The sequence below is a fragment of the Mycobacterium sp. 852002-50816_SCH5313054-b genome (assembly GCF_001667185.1).
Lineage (GTDB): Bacteria > Actinomycetota > Actinomycetes > Mycobacteriales > Mycobacteriaceae > Mycobacterium.
The window spans coordinates 26114-41562 of record NZ_LZIC01000019.1 but is presented as its reverse complement, the minus strand read 5'-3'; the positions used below and the strand labels follow the sequence as shown (position 1 = coordinate 41562).

At 68.5% G+C, this 15449-nt stretch carries 17 protein-coding genes; 13 read left to right on the top strand and 4 right to left on the bottom strand.

All coding sequences use genetic code 11. From position 1 onward, the window contains the following. Window positions 1-3: 3 nt before the first annotated feature. From A5787_RS02555 to A5787_RS02545, 3 genes are read left to right on the top strand one after another with little or no spacing between them, the layout of a single operon-like run. The gene (locus A5787_RS02555) at window positions 4-942 is read left to right on the top strand and encodes a crotonase/enoyl-CoA hydratase family protein (RefSeq protein WP_066961128.1); all 939 of its coding nucleotides are present in this window, start codon (window positions 4-6) and stop codon (window positions 940-942) included. A 4-nt stretch (window positions 943-946) separates the two neighbouring features. Beyond that, a complete protein-coding gene (locus A5787_RS02550; RefSeq protein ID WP_066961126.1) occupies window positions 947-1666 on the top strand; it encodes a PaaX family transcriptional regulator C-terminal domain-containing protein in 720 nt (239 codons plus the stop codon). Continuing rightward, entirely contained in the window at window positions 1663-2430 is a 768-nt protein-coding gene (locus A5787_RS02545) for a crotonase/enoyl-CoA hydratase family protein (protein ID WP_066961123.1), read from the top strand. The genes A5787_RS02550 and A5787_RS02545 overlap by 4 nt, the downstream gene beginning before the upstream one ends. On the opposite strand, the gene A5787_RS02540 is transcribed toward A5787_RS02545, so the two are convergent. Together A5787_RS02540 and A5787_RS02535 are read right to left on the bottom strand one after the other, a co-directional pair. Next, complete coding sequence (locus A5787_RS02540; protein WP_066961120.1) at window positions 2427-2903, bottom strand: DUF3060 domain-containing protein; 477 nt, start codon at window positions 2901-2903, stop codon at window positions 2427-2429. The two genes, A5787_RS02545 and A5787_RS02540, sit on opposite strands and share 4 nt — an antisense overlap. 27 nt (window positions 2904-2930) lie before the next feature. Further along, complete coding sequence (locus A5787_RS02535) at window positions 2931-3296, bottom strand: DUF3060 domain-containing protein (RefSeq protein WP_066961116.1); 366 nt, start codon at window positions 3294-3296, stop codon at window positions 2931-2933. Between the two features lie 151 nt (window positions 3297-3447). Here A5787_RS02535 and A5787_RS02530 point away from each other — a divergent pair, with 151 nt between their 5' ends. From A5787_RS02530 to A5787_RS02485, 10 genes are all read left to right on the top strand, one after another. After that, window positions 3448-4092: a TetR/AcrR family transcriptional regulator gene (locus tag A5787_RS02530; RefSeq protein WP_066961114.1), complete on the top strand. Its 645-nt coding sequence runs from the start codon at window positions 3448-3450 to the stop codon at window positions 4090-4092. 263 nt (window positions 4093-4355) lie between these two features. After that, a complete protein-coding gene (gene rpsL, locus A5787_RS02525) occupies window positions 4356-4730 on the top strand; it encodes a 30S ribosomal protein S12 (protein WP_007767794.1) in 375 nt (124 codons plus the stop codon). Beyond that, on the top strand, window positions 4730-5200 hold the full coding sequence (rpsG, locus tag A5787_RS02520; RefSeq protein WP_066869309.1) for a 30S ribosomal protein S7: 471 nt from the start codon (window positions 4730-4732) through the stop codon (window positions 5198-5200). Before rpsL ends, rpsG begins: the two co-directional genes overlap by 1 nt. 70 nt (window positions 5201-5270) lie before the next feature. Beyond that, on the top strand, window positions 5271-7376 hold the full coding sequence (gene fusA / locus A5787_RS02515; RefSeq protein ID WP_066961111.1) for an elongation factor G: 2106 nt from the start codon (window positions 5271-5273) through the stop codon (window positions 7374-7376). A 96-nt stretch (window positions 7377-7472) separates the two neighbouring features. Next, window positions 7473-8663, top strand: coding sequence for an elongation factor Tu (gene tuf, locus A5787_RS02510; protein WP_066961108.1), 1191 nt, complete (start codon window positions 7473-7475; stop codon window positions 8661-8663). A gap of 184 nt (window positions 8664-8847) precedes the next feature. Then, the gene (locus tag A5787_RS28585; protein WP_066961105.1) at window positions 8848-9639 is read left to right on the top strand and encodes a PE family protein; all 792 of its coding nucleotides are present in this window, start codon (window positions 8848-8850) and stop codon (window positions 9637-9639) included. 94 nt (window positions 9640-9733) lie between these two features. Continuing rightward, window positions 9734-10561: an SHOCT domain-containing protein gene (locus A5787_RS02500; RefSeq protein ID WP_066961102.1), complete on the top strand. Its 828-nt coding sequence runs from the start codon at window positions 9734-9736 to the stop codon at window positions 10559-10561. Window positions 10562-10610: 49 nt separating this feature from the next. Beyond that, complete coding sequence (locus tag A5787_RS02495; protein ID WP_082977031.1) at window positions 10611-11429, top strand: mycofactocin-coupled SDR family oxidoreductase; 819 nt, start codon at window positions 10611-10613, stop codon at window positions 11427-11429. Between the two features lie 25 nt (window positions 11430-11454). Next, complete coding sequence (locus A5787_RS02490) at window positions 11455-12639, top strand: NAD(P)/FAD-dependent oxidoreductase (protein WP_066961096.1); 1185 nt, start codon at window positions 11455-11457, stop codon at window positions 12637-12639. Between the two features lie 7 nt (window positions 12640-12646). Continuing rightward, window positions 12647-13618, top strand: a complete 972-nt coding sequence (locus tag A5787_RS02485) for a D-2-hydroxyacid dehydrogenase family protein (RefSeq protein WP_066961094.1) — start codon at window positions 12647-12649, stop codon at window positions 13616-13618. Here A5787_RS02485 and A5787_RS02480 read toward each other — a convergent pair. Further along, entirely contained in the window at window positions 13615-14886 is a 1272-nt protein-coding gene (locus tag A5787_RS02480) for a VOC family protein (protein WP_066961092.1), read from the bottom strand. The genes A5787_RS02485 and A5787_RS02480 overlap by 4 nt on opposite strands. Next, window positions 14883-15404, bottom strand: coding sequence for an RNA polymerase sigma factor (locus tag A5787_RS02475; protein ID WP_066961089.1), 522 nt, complete (start codon window positions 15402-15404; stop codon window positions 14883-14885). The genes A5787_RS02480 and A5787_RS02475 overlap by 4 nt, the downstream gene beginning before the upstream one ends. Window positions 15405-15449: the final 45 nt, after the last annotated feature.

Sequence of the window (15449 nt, the reverse complement as noted above, 5' to 3'; positions counted from 1 at the left end):
ACCATGACTCACGCGATCAGGCCGGTCGACTTCGACAACCTGAAGACGATGACCTACGAGGTCACCGACCGGGTTGCGCGCATCACCTTCGACCGGCCCGAGAAGGGCAACGCGATCGTCGCGGACACCCCGCTGGAGCTCTCGGCGTTGGTCGAGCGCGCAGACCTGGATCCCGGTGTCCACGTGATCTTGGTTTCCGGTCGCGGCGAAGGCTTTTGCGCCGGCTTCGACCTGAGCGCGTACGCGGATCGCACCGCGTCGGCCGGCGGGACCGGCGCGTATCAGGGCACCGTGCTGGACGGCAAGACCCAGGCGGTCAACCACCTGCCGGACCAGCCGTGGGACCCGATGGTCGACTACCAGATGATGAGCCGCTTCGTGCGGGGGTTCGCCAGCCTGATGCACGCCGACAAGCCCACGGTGGTCAAGATCCACGGCTACTGCGTGGCCGGCGGCACCGACATCGCGCTGCACGCCGATCAGGTGATCGCCGCGGCCGACGCCAAGATCGGCTACCCGCCGACCCGGGTGTGGGGCGTCCCGGCGGCGGGCCTGTGGGCGCACCGGCTCGGCGATCAGCGCGCCAAACGCCTGCTGCTGACCGGCGATTGCATCACCGGTGCGCAGGCCGCCGAGTGGGGCCTGGCGGTCGAGGCGCCAGCGCCGGAGGACCTCGACGAACGCACCGAGCGGCTGGTGGAGCGGATCGCGGCGGTGCCCGTCAACCAGCTGATCATGGTCAAGCTCGCGCTCAATTCGGCTCTGCTGCAACAGGGCGTGGCCACCAGCAGGATGGTCAGCACGGTGTTCGACGGCGTCGCCCGGCACACGCCTGAGGGGCACGCCTTCGTGGCCGACGCGGTCGAGCACGGCTTCCGGGAGGCGGTGCGGCATCGCGACGAGCCGTTCGGCGATCACGGCCGCACAGCCTCAGGGGTGTGATCCGTTGCCTGACATGACGGCCCGCTCGGTGGTGCTCAGCGTGCTGCTCGGCGCCCACCCGGCCTGCGCGAGCGCTGGCGAATTGATCAGGCTGACAGCCGATTTCGGTATCAAAGAGACCGCCCTGCGGGTGGCGCTGACCCGGATGGTCGGGGCGGGCGACCTGATCCGGTCGGCCGAAGGCTACCGGCTCTCGGATCGATTGCTGGCCCGCCAGCGCCGACAGGACGATGCCATGCATCCCCACACCCGCCCGTGGCGGGGCGACTGGCTCGTGCTGATCGTGACCAGCGTGGGCGGCGCCGCCCGCACCCGGGCGGCGCTGCGAACGGTCATGCACGACAAGCGCTTTGGCGAACTCCGCGAGGGGGTCTGGATGCGGCCCGACAACGTGGCGCTGGAGCTGGATCCCGATGTCGCGGGGCGGGTGCGCGTGCTCACGGCGCGCGACGACGCGCCCGCCGAGCTGGCCGGCGCGCTGTGGGACTTGCCGGTGTGGACCCAAACCGGCCACCGGCTGCTGGAAGAGATGGCCGCCGCGTCCGACATTCCCGGCCGGTTCGTGGCGGCCACCGGGATTGTGCGCCACGTGCTCACCGACCCGATGCTGCCCGCCGAGCTACTGCCCGCCGATTGGCCCGGCGACCGGCTGCGCGAGGCTTACCACGACTTCGCCACCGAGCTGGCGCGGCGGCGTGACCCAGCACTAGTGGAGGTGAGATGAGTGATCCAGTGCGCGTAGAGCGCAACGGCGACGTGACCACGGTGATCATCGACCGGCCGGGCGCGCGCAACGCCGTCAACGGCCCGACGGCCGCCGCGCTCTATGCGGCGTTCGAGGACTTCGACCGCGACGACACGGCGTCGGTGGCCGTGCTCTGGGGCGACAACGGAACCTTCTGCGCCGGAGCCGATTTGAAGTCGTTCGGCACCCCCGACGCCAACGCCGTGCACCGGACCGGTCCCGGCCCGATGGGGCCCACCCGGATGGTGTTGTCCAAACCCGTGATCGCCGCCGTCAGCGGCTACGCCGTCGCCGGGGGCCTGGAGCTGGCCCTCTGGTGCGATCTGCGGGTGGCCGAGGAGGACGCCGTGTTCGGGGTGTTCTGCCGGCGCTGGGGCGTGCCGCTCATCGACGGCGGCACCGTGCGGCTGCCCCGGCTGATCGGGCAGAGCCGCGCGATGGACATGATCCTCACCGGCCGCGGCGTCAAAGCCGACGAAGCGCTGGCGATGGGGTTGGCCAACCGCGTCGTGCCGAAAGGCCAAGCGCGCCAAGCCGCCGAGGAACTGGCGGCCCAGCTCGCGGCGCTGCCGCAACAGTGCTTGCGATCGGACCGGCGCTCAGCGCTGCACCAGTGGGGAAGTCCGGAACCCGAGGCCATCGACTTCGAATTCGCGAGCATCTCGCGGGTCGCCGCGGAGGCCGCGGAAGGGGCCGGGCGGTTCGCCGCGGGCGCCGGGCGCCATGGCGCGCCGGCCGGTTAGCCCTTGCTGATCGAGTTGCTCGAGCCGAGGTTGTCGACCTTGGGATCACCGTCTTTGTAGGTGATGGTGTTGGTCAGCCCCACCACGGTGATGCGCGTGTTCACCTTGTCGAGGGTGATCTTGTTGTTCGCGCCGCCGATGGTCACCGTCTCGCAGGTGCCGGTGACGGTCAGCGTGTTGTTGGAGCCGCCCACGTTCAGCGACTTGCCGTTGGCGCAATCGAGGGTGGCCGTGGTCCCCATCGACCCGTAGTTGAGCGTGTTGCCGATCTCGACGGACGCCGTGGTGCTCGCACTGCTCGTCGGCCCCGCCGCGGCGCTGGTCGTCGTGGTGCTGCTCTTCGTCGTCGTCGCGGTCGAGCCACCGGGCGGGTTGGCGGTGGAACTGCAACCCGCCAGCACTAACGCCGCGGCCGCCGGCGCCAGTGCGAGCGCGGCGAGCCTGGACGGGCGGTCGGTGATGTGGTCACGCATCGATCCTCGATTCTCTCGATTCGGTGCTCAGCCCGGCACCTGCTGGAGCCGGTTGGTCATGCCCAGTTCGCGGCCGCGGTCCCAGAGGATCGGCGCGCCGCCGTGATAGAACACGGTCTCGTCGTAGCCGTACACGGTGATGTCGTGCGTGACGGAGTCGGCGATGACGGTGTTGCCCGAGCCCATGACCGTCACGGCCCAGCAGTTGCCCTTCGCGTTGACGACGTTCCCCGTGCCGTTGACGATCAGGGTGGCATCGTTGCAGTCCAGCGTCTGGTCGACGCCCTGGCCGGTGACGTGGGTGTCGCCGTTCTTGGCCGGCGCCACCGGCGTGGGCGCGGCGACGACGAGGGCGCAGGCGACCAGCGGCCCCGCGGCGGTTGTCCACTTCACGGCGAGCCCCCTTCGGCGTTCGGATCGGCCTGGAATGAGATTACGTGTATCCGCCCGCCCGGGGGCAGGGTTATCGGCTCACCAGTTTCCGGCCGATCGTCAACTAGAGTCATTAGTTAACCCAACCCGCATCACTCGAAGGGCGATCGCCATGGCAGCTCCAGAACCGCCGTCGGCGGCGGGGCGCCCGCGCGCCGGGAAGTCGGCCTCCCGCCCGGCCAAGCTGAGCCGCGACGGCATCGTCGACGGTGCCTTGACGTTTTTGGACCGCGAGGGCTGGGACTCGCTGACGATCAACGCGCTGGCCACCCAGCTGGGAACCAAGGGCCCGTCGCTGTACAACCACGTGGACAGCCTGGAGGACCTGCGCCGCGCGGTGCGGATCCGCGTCATCGACGACATCATCACGATGCTGAACCGGGTCGGCGAGGGTCGCGCGCGCGACGACGCGGTGCTGGTCATGGCCAGCGCGTACCGCAGTTACGCCCATCACCACCCGGGTCGGTACTCGGCGTTCACCCGGATGCCGCTGGGTGGCGACGACCCCGAGTACGCGGCCGCCACCAGGGGCGCTGCCACGCCCGTCATCTCCGTGCTGGCCTCCTACGGCCTGTGCGGTGCGGAGGCATTCCACGCGGCGCTGGAGTTCTGGTCCGCGATGCACGGCTTCGTATTACTGGAGATGACCGGCGTCATGGACGACATCGACACGGACGCGCTGTTTTCCGACATGGTGTTGCGGCTGGCGGCGGGTCTGGACAGGCGCACCGCGCACCAGGGCGCGGCGCCCAGCTAGGCCACCGGCCGCCGCTTTGACCTGCGAGACCGGCGGCGGGTATTGTGGTGGCTCGTGCCTGGCGGCTTACGGCGCCTGACGTAAGGGAGCGGATGCCGGGCTAATTCGCATGTCCCCGACGCACCGGATCTACTGCCGTGCTGAGCGCTTGCGACACACCCGGCCGCGGGGTAGGCGAGCTCAACGCGCGGCTGGGCAAAACTGCAGTACACAGACTTAACAGCTCGACCCAGAACACGAACCACAACACAGAAAGCCGGTAGATGCCAACCATTCAGCAGCTGGTCCGCAAGGGTCGCCGCGACAAGGTCGCCAAGGTCAAGACGGCGGCTCTGAAGGGCAGCCCGCAGCGCCGTGGCGTATGCACCCGCGTGTACACCACCACCCCGAAGAAGCCGAACTCGGCGCTTCGGAAGGTTGCGCGCGTCAAGCTGACGAGTCAGGTTGAGGTCACGGCCTACATCCCCGGCGAGGGCCACAACCTGCAGGAGCACTCGATGGTGCTGGTGCGTGGTGGCCGGGTCAAGGACCTGCCCGGTGTCCGGTACAAGATCATCCGCGGTTCGCTCGACACCCAGGGCGTCAAGAACCGCAAGCAGGCTCGCAGCCGTTACGGCGCCAAGAAGGAGAAGAGCTGATGCCGCGCAAGGGACCCGCGCCCAAGCGTCCGTTGGTCAACGACCCGGTCTACGGGTCGCAGCTGGTCACCCAGCTGGTGAACAAGGTTCTGCTGGACGGGAAGAAATCGCTGGCCGAACGCATTGTTTATGGTGCGCTCGAACAAGCCCGTGACAAGACGGGCACCGACCCGGTGATCACCCTCAAGCGCGCCATGGACAACGTCAAGCCCTCCCTCGAGGTGCGCAGCCGCCGCGTCGGTGGTGCGACCTACCAGGTGCCCGTCGAGGTGCGGCCGGACCGCTCCGTGACGCTCGCACTGCGTTGGTTGGTCAGCTTCTCCAAGCAACGCCGGGAGAAGACCATGGTCGAGCGCCTGGCGAACGAGATCCTCGACGCCAGCAACGGCCTGGGTGCCGCCGTCAAGCGACGCGAGGACACCCACAAGATGGCCGAGGCCAACCGCGCCTTCGCGCACTATCGCTGGTGACAGTCTCCGGCGATGAGGCCGGAGACAAGAAAGACAGCAACCAAGCAATCGAAAGAGTGGGAAGACTTCTGTGGCACAGAAGGACGTGCTGACCGACCTGACCAAGGTCCGCAACATCGGCATCATGGCGCACATCGACGCCGGCAAGACGACGACGACCGAGCGCATCCTCTACTACACCGGCATCAGCTACAAGATCGGTGAGGTGCACGACGGCGCCGCCACCATGGACTGGATGGAGCAGGAGCAGGAGCGGGGGATCACCATCACCTCCGCGGCCACCACCTGCTTCTGGAACGACAACCAGATCAACATCATTGACACGCCTGGCCATGTTGATTTCACCGTCGAGGTGGAGCGCAGCCTGCGCGTGCTCGACGGTGCCGTCGCCGTCTTCGACGGCAAGGAGGGCGTCGAGCCGCAGTCCGAGCAGGTGTGGCGCCAGGCCGACAAATACGACGTCCCGCGGATCTGCTTCGTCAACAAGATGGACAAGATCGGCGCGGACTTCTACTTCTCGGTGAAGACGATGGAAGAGCGGCTGGGCGCCAACGTCATCCCGATCCAGCTGCCCGTCGGCTCCGAGGGTGACTTCGAGGGCGTCGTCGACCTGGTCGAGATGAAGGCCAAGGTGTGGAGCGCCGAGGCGAAGCTCGGTGAGAAGTACGACGTCGTCGACATCCCCGCCGACCTGCAGGAGAAGGCCGACGAGTACCGCACCAAGTTGCTCGAGTCCGTCGCCGAGACCGACGAGACGCTGCTGGAGAAGTACCTGGGCGGCGAGGAGCTCACCGTCGAGGAGATCAAGGGTGCTATCCGCAAGCTGACCATCAGCTCGGAGGCCTACCCGGTGCTGTGCGGCAGCGCGTTCAAGAACAAGGGCGTGCAGCCGATGCTGGACGCGGTCATCGACTACCTGCCCTCGCCGCTGGACGTGCCGCCGGCCGTCGGCCACGCTCCGGGCAAGGAGGACGTCGAGGTCGTGCGCAAGCCGTCCACCGACGAGCCGTTCTCGGCGCTGGCCTTCAAGGTCGCCACGCACCCCTTCTTCGGCAAGCTGACCTACGTCCGGGTGTACTCGGGCAAGGTCGATTCCGGCAGCCAGGTCATCAACTCCACCAAGGGCAAGAAGGAGCGGCTGGGCAAGCTGTTCCAGATGCACTCCAACAAGGAGAACCCGGTGGAGACCGCGTCGGCGGGTCACATCTACGCGGTGATCGGTCTGAAGGACACCACCACCGGCGACACCCTGAGCGACCCGAACCAGCAGGTCGTGCTCGAGTCGATGACGTTCCCGGACCCGGTCATCGAGGTGGCCATCGAGCCCAAGACGAAGAGCGATCAGGAGAAGCTGAGCCTGTCGATCCAGAAGCTCGCCGAGGAGGACCCGACGTTCAAGGTCCACCAGGACGCCGAGACCGGGCAGACCGTGATCGGCGGCATGGGCGAGTTGCACCTGGACATCCTGGTGGATCGCATGCGCCGCGAGTTCAAGGTCGAGGCCAACGTGGGCAAGCCGCAGGTCGCCTACAAGGAGACCATCAGGCGGCTGGTGGAGAAGGTCGAGTTCACCCACAAGAAGCAGACCGGTGGGTCGGGCCAGTTCGCGAAGGTGCTGATCAACCTCGAGCCATTCCACGGCGAGGACGGCGCGACCTACGAATTCGAGAACAAGGTCACCGGCGGGCGCATCCCGCGCGAGTACATCCCGTCGGTGGACGCCGGCGCCCAGGACGCCATGCAGTACGGCGTGCTGGCCGGCTACCCGCTGGTGAACCTCAAGGTCACCCTGCTCGACGGCGCCTTCCACGAGGTCGACTCGTCCGAGATGGCCTTCAAGATCGCTGGTTCCCAGGTGCTGAAAAAGGCTGCCGCGCAAGCGCAACCGGTGATCCTGGAACCGATCATGGCCGTCGAGGTCATCACGCCCGAGGACTACATGGGCGATGTGATCGGCGACCTGAACTCCCGCCGTGGCCAGATTCAGGCCATGGAGGAGCGGAGCGGTGCACGCGTGGTCAAGGCGCACGTGCCGCTGTCGGAGATGTTCGGTTACGTCGGCGACCTGAGGTCGAAGACTCAAGGCCGGGCGAACTACTCCATGGTGTTCGACTCCTACGCCGAAGTACCGGCGAACGTGTCGAAGGAGATCATCGCCAAGGCGACGGGTCAGTGAGTTCGGGCGTACGAGTAAGCTGACCCGGTTAACACCGCGGCACAACAAGAAATCAACACTGCTTAACAAAGCACCAACAAGTCGGAGGACACAACAGTGGCGAAGGCGAAGTTCCAGCGGACCAAGCCCCACGTCAACATCGGGACCATCGGTCACGTTGACCACGGCAAGACCACCCTGACCGCGGCTATCACCAAGGTCCTGCACGACAAGTACCCGGACCTGAACGAGTCCAAGGCGTTCGACCAGATCGACAACGCCCCCGAGGAGCGTCAGCGCGGTATCACCATCAACATCGCGCACGTCGAGTACCAGACCGACAAGCGGCACTACGCCCACGTCGACGCGCCTGGTCACGCGGACTACATCAAGAATATGATCACCGGCGCCGCCCAGATGGACGGCGCGATCCTGGTGGTCGCCGCGACCGACGGCCCGATGCCGCAGACCCGCGAGCACGTGCTGCTGGCCCGCCAGGTCGGCGTGCCCTACATCCTGGTCGCCCTGAACAAGGCCGACGCGGTCGACGACGAGGAGCTGCTCGAGCTCGTCGAGCTGGAGGTCCGCGAGCTGCTGGCCGCCCAGGAATTCGACGAGGACGCGCCGGTCGTGCGGGTCTCGGCGCTCAAGGCGCTCGAGGGCGACGCCAAGTGGGTCGAGTCCGTCGAGCAGCTGATGGATGCGGTCGACGAGTCGATCCCGGACCCGGTCCGCGAGACCGACAAGCCGTTCCTGATGCCCGTCGAGGACGTCTTCACCATCACCGGCCGCGGCACCGTGGTCACCGGTCGTGTGGAGCGTGGCGTGATCAACGTGAACGAGGAAGTCGAGATCGTCGGCATCAAGCCGACCAGCACCAAGACGACGGTCACCGGCGTCGAGATGTTCCGCAAGCTGCTCGACCAGGGCCAGGCCGGCGACAACGTCGGGCTGTTGCTGCGCGGTATCAAGCGTGAGGACGTCGAGCGGGGCCAGGTCGTCACCAAGCCCGGCACCACCACGCCGCACACCGAGTTCGAGGGCCAGGTCTACATCCTGTCCAAGGACGAGGGCGGCCGGCACACGCCGTTCTTCAACAACTACCGTCCGCAGTTCTACTTCCGCACCACCGACGTGACCGGTGTGGTGACGCTGCCGGAGGGCACCGAAATGGTGATGCCCGGTGACAACACCAACATCTCGGTGAAGCTGATCCAGCCCGTCGCCATGGACGAGGGCCTGCGGTTCGCGATCCGCGAGGGTGGCCGCACCGTCGGCGCCGGCCGGGTCGTCAAGATCATCAAGTAAGTCAGTCTGTTCGACACGAAGCCCGGGCTGCCGATCGGCGCCCGGGCTTCGTGCGTTCCGGGGTCCGTCGCAATTGGCAAAACCGGGCGAGGACGGCGCGGGTTACTATAGATTCAGGCTTATTGCGTCCGTGTCTAATGACCGGGCGATTGTTCAATCGTCGTGACTCGCCCGGGAGGTACGGATGTCGTTCGTTTTCGCGACGCCGGAGTATCTGGCGGCGGCGGCGTCCGACCTGGCGAATCTCGCCTCTTCGATCAGCTCGGCCAACGCCGCGGCGCTGACCCCGACCTCGGGCGTGCTGGCCGCGGGTGCCGACGAGGTGTCGGCGACCATTGCGACGCTGTTCGGCGCGCACGCCGAGGTCTACCAGGCGCTCAGCGCCCAGGCGGCGATGTTCCACCAGCAGTTTGTCGAGCTCATGAGCGGTGGCGCGGCGCAGTATGCCCTTGCCGAGGCCGCCAACTCCTCGCCGCTGCAGACCGTGGAGCAAGCTGCGTTGGGCGCGGTCGGCACGCCCAGCCAGGCGGCCGCCGCGGCCGTCCCGGCCGGCAACGGCGTGAGCCCCGCGCTGACCGTCGCGCCCAGTCCCGGGCCGGGCGTTTTCGGTGCCGGGGCCAGCGGCGTGGCCGGTCAGCTGACGGGCAGCGTCAGTCCCGCCGCCGCGGCCGCCGGCAGCGGCGAATCGTTCGGTATGGGCGGGGCCGGCTTCACCGGCAGCCTGGTCGCGGGTCAAAACCTCGGTGCCGTCCCCGCGGTCGCCGCAACCGGCGGCCCGGCTGCGTCCTCCGGCGCCATCGGGGCCTCGGAAGGCCTGGCGGCCACCGAGGAGGCCGGCCTCGGCGGCTACGCCGGGACACCACTGCCCGCGACGATGCCGGCCGCGGCGCCCGCCGGCTCGTCGGCGGCGGTGCGTCCCGCCACCCCGGCCTACTCAACGGCGACGGCCGCCCCAGCCGAGTCCTCCGAGGACTGACCCGAGCACGCAGACGGTTTGCGCGCTCGGGTATCGCGACCGCCGGTCGAGCGCTAATCTGACACGGACTTCGCAGCGAGATGAGGAGAGACACGTGTTGGCCCGCTACCTGAAGGCACAGTTGATCGTTTTGCTGTGCGGCGGCCTGGTGGGTCCGATCTTTTTGGTCGTCTACTTCACCCTCGGGTTCGGCAACCTGCTGCAGTGGATGCTCTACGTCGGCCTGCTGATCACCGTGGCCGACGTGGTGATCGCGCTCGCGCTGGCCAACTACGGGGCGAAGTCATCCGCCAAGAACGCGGAGCTCGAGCAGAACGGCGTGCTGGCGCTGGCCCAGATCACGGGACTCAGCGAAACCGGGACGTGGATCAACAACCAACAGGTGGTCAAGGTCTACCTGCACATCGCGGGGCCCGGGATTCTGCCGTTCGACAGCGAGGACCGGGTGATCGCCAGCGTGACCCGGCTCGGCAACCTCAACGCCCGCAAGGTCGTGGTCCTGGTCAACCCCACCACCGGTGAATACCGGATCGACTGGGAACGCAGCGCTTTGGTCAACGGGCTGGTGCCGGCGCAGTTCACGGTGGCCGAGGACAACAAGACCTACGACCTCAGCGGGCAGGCCGGCCCGCTGATGGAGATCCTGCAGATCCTTAAGGCGAACAACGTTCCGCTCAATCGGATGGTCGACATCCGGTCCAATCCCGCGCTGCGCCAGCAGGTCCAGGCCGTGGTGCGGCGCGCGGCCGAACAGCAGGCGCCGGCCGCCCAACCGGCGGCGGCCGGCGGTCCGGCCCCGGCCGCCACGCCGCAACCGTCGATCGCCCAGCGGCTCCAAGAGCTCGAGACGCTGCGGGCCGGCGGTGCGCTGAGCGACCAGGAGTACAACAGCCGACGGGCCCAGATCATCTCCGAAATCTGAACCCCGGGTTAGTTAGAACACGTTTCAGTTTCGCTGCTAGCCTGGCACCGTGGCTGAATCACTGCAGGGACGGGTGGCATTCATTACCGGCGCGGCCCGGGCGCAGGGACGGTCGCATGCGGTACGGCTCGCGCGCGAGGGTGCCGACATCATCGCGCTCGACATCTGCGCGCGGGCGTCCGACACCCTGACCTACACGCCGGCCACCCCCGAGGATCTCGACGAGACCGTCCGCCTGGTCGAGGCCGAGGGCCGCAAGGTGCTGGCCCGCCAGGTCGACATCCGCGACGACGCCGCGGTGCGGCAACTGGTGGCCGACGGCGTCGAGCAATTCGGCCGGCTCGACATCCTGGTGGCCAACGCCGGGGTGCTGGGGTGGGGCCGGGTCTGGGAGCTCACCGACGAGCAATGGGACACCGTGATCGGTATCAACCTGACCGGCACCTGGCGCACCCTGCGCGCCGCGATTCCCGCCATGATCGAGGCCGGCAACGGCGGGTCGATCGTCGTCGTCAGCTCATCGGCGGGCCTGAAGGCGACGCCGGGCAACGGCCACTACGCCGCGAGCAAGTTCGGGCTCACCGCGCTGACCAACACGCTGGCCATCGAACTCGGCGTATACGACATCCGGGTCAACTCCATCCACCCCTACTCGGTCGACACCCCGATGATCGAGCCGGAGGCGATGATGGAGATCTTTGCCAAGCATCCGCGTTACGTGCACAGCTTCCCGCCAATGCCGATGCAGTACAAGGGGTTTATGACGGCCGACGAGGTTTCCGACGTCGTCGTCTGGTTGGCCGGGGACGGCTCGGGCACACTGTCGGGCACCCAGGTCCCGGTGGACAAGGGCGCCTTGAAGTATTAACCGGCGTGCGTGGTATGAACTCCACGTGACTGAAAAGGGCCTCGACAAAGGGGTTGTGATCGTCGGCGGCGGATTGGCCGCTGCGCGCACCGCCGAGCAACTGCGCCGGTCGGAATACACCGGGCGGATCACGATCGTCAGCAACGAGGTGCACCTGCCGTACGACCGGCCGCCGCTGTCCAAGGAGGTGCTGCGCAAAGAGGTCGACGACGTGGCCCTCAAGCCGCGCCAGTGGTACGACGACAACGACATCACGCTGCGACTCGGTTCGGCGGCCACCGGTCTCGACACCGCCGGTCAGACGGTCACGCTGTCCGACGGATCCGTGCTCGGCTACGACGAACTCGTCATCGCCACCGGCTTGGTACCGCGGCGCATTCCGGCGCTGCCGGATCTCGAGGGCATTCGGGTGCTGCGCTCGTACGACGAGAGCATGGCGTTGCGCGAGCACGCGTCCGCCGCGCAGCGCGCCGTCGTCATCGGTGCCGGCTTCATCGGCTGTGAGGTAGCGGCCAGCATGCGCACCCTCGGGGTGGACGTGGTGCTCGTCGAGCCGCAGCCGACGCCGCTGGCCGTCGTGCTGGGCGAGCAGATCGGCGCGCTGGTGGCGCGCCTGCACCGCGACGAAGGCGTCGACGTCCGGCTCGGTCTCGGCGTGGCCGAGGTGCGCGGCGAGGGTCACGTCGACGCGGTGGTGCTGACCGACGGGACGGAACTGCCGGCCGACCTGGTCGTGATCGGGATCGGGTCGCGCCCGGCGACCGAATGGCTCGGGGGCAGCGGCGTCGACGTCGATAACGGCGTCGTCTGCGACGAGGCCGGCCGCACCAGCGCGCCGAAAGTGTGGGCGCTGGGGGACGTCGCCTCCTGGCGCGACGCGACGGGACACCAAGCGCGCGTGGAACATTGGAGCAACGTCGCCGACCAGGCCCGGGTGGTGGTGCCGGCGATGCTCGGGCAGGACGTTCCGGCCAACCCCGTCGTCCCATATTTCTGGAGCGACCAGTACGACGTCAAGATCCAGTGCCTGGGGGAGCCCGAGGCCACCGACACCGTGCATCTGGTGGAGGACGACGGGCGCAAGTTCCTGGCCTATTACGAGCGCGACGGGGTGCTGGTCGGCGTGGTCGGCGGCGGGATGCCGGGCAAGGTCATGAAGGTCCGCGCCAAGATCGCCTCCGCTGTGCCCATCGCCGAGGTGCTGGGCTGACGCTGTCATGCCCAAAGTGGCGATACTCGACGATTATGCCGGCGCGGCCCTCCAACTCGCCGACTGGTCGCGGGTGCAAAACCGTTCCGAGGTAACCGTTTTCGGCCGGCACCTGTCCGAGGCGGAAGCGGCCGAGGCGCTACGGCCCTTCGACGTGATCTGCACCATGCGCGAGCGGATGGCCCTGCCCCGCACGCTCATCGAGCGGCTGCCGAACCTGAAACTGATCACCATCGTCGGCCGGAGCCTGCCGAACTTGGACATGGCGGCGGCCAGCGAGCGCGGCGTGCTGGTCGCCCACTCGGACTTCACCAATCCGCGATTCGCCTCGGTCCGCGACGCCACCCCGGAACTGGCCTGGGGGTTGATGGTCGCGACGGTGCGCAACCTCGCCGAAGAACATCGAAGCATGCGCGCCGGGGGCTGGCAGACCACAACGGGGATGACGTTGTCCGGCAAGACGATCGGGCTGCTCGGCTTGGGCAGGACGGGCGGTCGCATGGCCGAATACGCGAAAGTGTTTGGCATGCAGGTCATCGCGTGGAGCCAGAACCTCACAGACGAGGCCGCGGCGGCGGTCGGCGCCCGCCGCGTCGACAAGGCGACCCTGTTCTCCGAATCCGACGTGGTGTCGATCCACTTGGTGCTCTCCGAGCGCACCCGGGACCTGGTCGGGCGTCCCGAGCTGGCCCTGATGAAGCCGCACGCCTACCTGATCAACACCTCCCGCGGGCCGATCGTGGACCAGGCCGCTCTGATCGACGCGCTGCGGACCGGCCGGATCGCGGGGGCCGGGCTCGACGTCTACGACGCCGAACCGCCCCCGCCCGACCACCCGCTGCGGGTGTTGGCGAACGTCACGTTGTCCCCCCACCTGGGGTACGTCACCCGCGAGATGCTCGGCGCCTTCTACGAGGACACCGTCGAGGCCGTCGTCGCCTGGCTGGACGGGACGCCCATCCGGATCGCCAACCCCTAGAACTCGCCGAGATAGAAGCGGCCTCCCTGATCGTCGGCGCATTCGGCGGTCACGCCGTACGGCTGGCGGGCCGGTTCGGCGAGTACCGTGCCGCCGGCCTCGCGTACCCGCGCGACCGCCGCGTCGACGTCCGACACCGTCCACATCGGCACCGTCGTCGGACTCGCGCTCCCCCCGGCGGCGCCGGCCATCGGGTGGGTTCCCACCACCTGCCAGCCGTCGGCCACCCGGCCCGGCTCGAAGGTCCAGCCCAGCACCCGGCCGTAGAAGTCGCGGAAGCCCGCGGAATCGGGCACCTCGTACGTGACGTACGACAGCTCGCCGGGCCCGGATCCGTTGAGTTCCGGACGCTTTCGTCCGGCAGGCGGCTCGAACACCGCGAACGCCGCCCCGTGCGGGTCGGTGGCCTCGAGCAGCACGCCGTAGTCGGTGTCACGGGTGTCGCCCGGGACGCCGCCCGCCGCTGCGATCGCCGCGCGGGCGGCCTCGACATCGGCGACGGCGTAGCAGCAGAACAGGGTGGGCCGCCCGGGTTGCGCCGAAATGCCGGTCGGCAGATCGGTATTGGTGACCCGGTGCGATGGGGGGTCGTAGGCCCAGCCCAGGACGTGGCCGTAGAACGCGGCCGCGCGATCAGCGTCGGCGGTCCACACCGAGACGTATCCGAGGTCGCCGTGCCGGATGCGCGGCGCCGCGGTGGGGCCGGTCAACATCCACCGGTGGCCGAAGGGATCGATGATGGTCGCGGTGCGGGTTCCGTAGTTTTCGTAGGGCTCGCGCTCGACGGCGGCGCCGCGTTCGTGCGCGCTTCCCAGCGCGGCATCGGTGTCGGCGACGTGCAGCATCAGGCTCACCGAAACCCGGCCGGGCGCGGGCGCTTTCAGCCCGAGCTCCGGGTGCTCGTCGGCGAGATACAGCACGCCACCGGCGATCGCGATCTCCGCATGCCCGATTCGGCCGTCGTCCATCACGATCGGTTCGCCGACCACGTCGGCGCCGAACGCGTCGGCGTACCACGCGATCGCCGCACGCGCGTCCGCGACGCTGAGGTAGGGCAGCGCCGCCGGGCGCGGGCCGGCCGCCGGGGCGGATGGCTCGGTCAGTTCGGACAGGGCACTGGCGGTGCCGCTCATGACGACTCCTTTCGGTAGGGACAGTGCGGATTCCAAGCGCCGGCGCAGGCGCTCGGCGAAGCCCGGATCGGGTTGCGCCGGAAGGTCATCGGTGCGCAGCACGTCCAGTGGATCGGAGCGGTCCTGCCGACTCATGACGCGCCTCCTTCCGGATATTGCCGTTTGAAGGCCCGGCGGGCCCGGACCAGGAGCGCCTCCGTGGCGTGCACGGTGCGTCCGATCAGGTCGGCGCACTCGCCGACCGAGCGGCCGTCCAGGTAGCGCAACACCAGCACGGCGCGGTGCGGCTCGGCGAGCCGCGCCAGCACGGCCTCGGCGACCATGCGATCCAGTTCGGCGTCCCAGTCGTCGGACCCGTCCACCGGTTCGGGCGGATCGGCGACCGGAACCGCCAGCCGCTGCTCACCGCGCCGATAGTGGTCGGCCAGCTTGTGGCGTGCCACCCCGAGCAACCACGGGATCGAGATCGGCGGCGGATCGCTCTTCCGCGCGGCGTCCATCGCCGCGAGAAACGTCTCCGACGTCAGGTCCTCCGCCGTGGCGCGATCCCCGCTGCGGCGGACGAAATACCCGTACACCACGGGCAACGCCTCGTCGTACAGCGCGAGAAGCGCGCGTCGCGCGTCGGATTGGTGCTCCGCTTCGGCGCTCACACCTATATCGTCGCCGCGGCGGGCCGAACTCCGACGGGGCGGGCG

What these genes read in the sequence shown, in the direction of transcription:
- A5787_RS02480 (WP_066961092.1), bottom strand. Translation starts at nt 14,886, where the DNA reads ATGAGTCGGCAGGACCGCTCCGATCCACTGGACGTGCTGCGCACCGAT.
- rpsL (WP_007767794.1), top strand. Translation starts at nt 4,356, where the DNA reads ATGCCAACCATTCAGCAGCTGGTCCGCAAGGGTCGCCGCGACAAGGTC.
- rpsG (WP_066869309.1), top strand. Translation starts at nt 4,730, where the DNA reads ATGCCGCGCAAGGGACCCGCGCCCAAGCGTCCGTTGGTCAACGACCCG.
- A5787_RS02540 (WP_066961120.1), bottom strand. Translation starts at nt 2,903, where the DNA reads ATGCGTGACCACATCACCGACCGCCCGTCCAGGCTCGCCGCGCTCGCA.
- A5787_RS02530 (WP_066961114.1), top strand. Translation starts at nt 3,448, where the DNA reads ATGGCAGCTCCAGAACCGCCGTCGGCGGCGGGGCGCCCGCGCGCCGGG.
- A5787_RS28585 (WP_066961105.1), top strand. Translation starts at nt 8,848, where the DNA reads ATGTCGTTCGTTTTCGCGACGCCGGAGTATCTGGCGGCGGCGGCGTCC.
- A5787_RS02555 (WP_066961128.1), top strand. Translation starts at nt 4, where the DNA reads ATGACTCACGCGATCAGGCCGGTCGACTTCGACAACCTGAAGACGATG.
- A5787_RS02485 (WP_066961094.1), top strand. Translation starts at nt 12,647, where the DNA reads ATGCCCAAAGTGGCGATACTCGACGATTATGCCGGCGCGGCCCTCCAA.
- A5787_RS02545 (WP_066961123.1), top strand. Translation starts at nt 1,663, where the DNA reads ATGAGTGATCCAGTGCGCGTAGAGCGCAACGGCGACGTGACCACGGTG.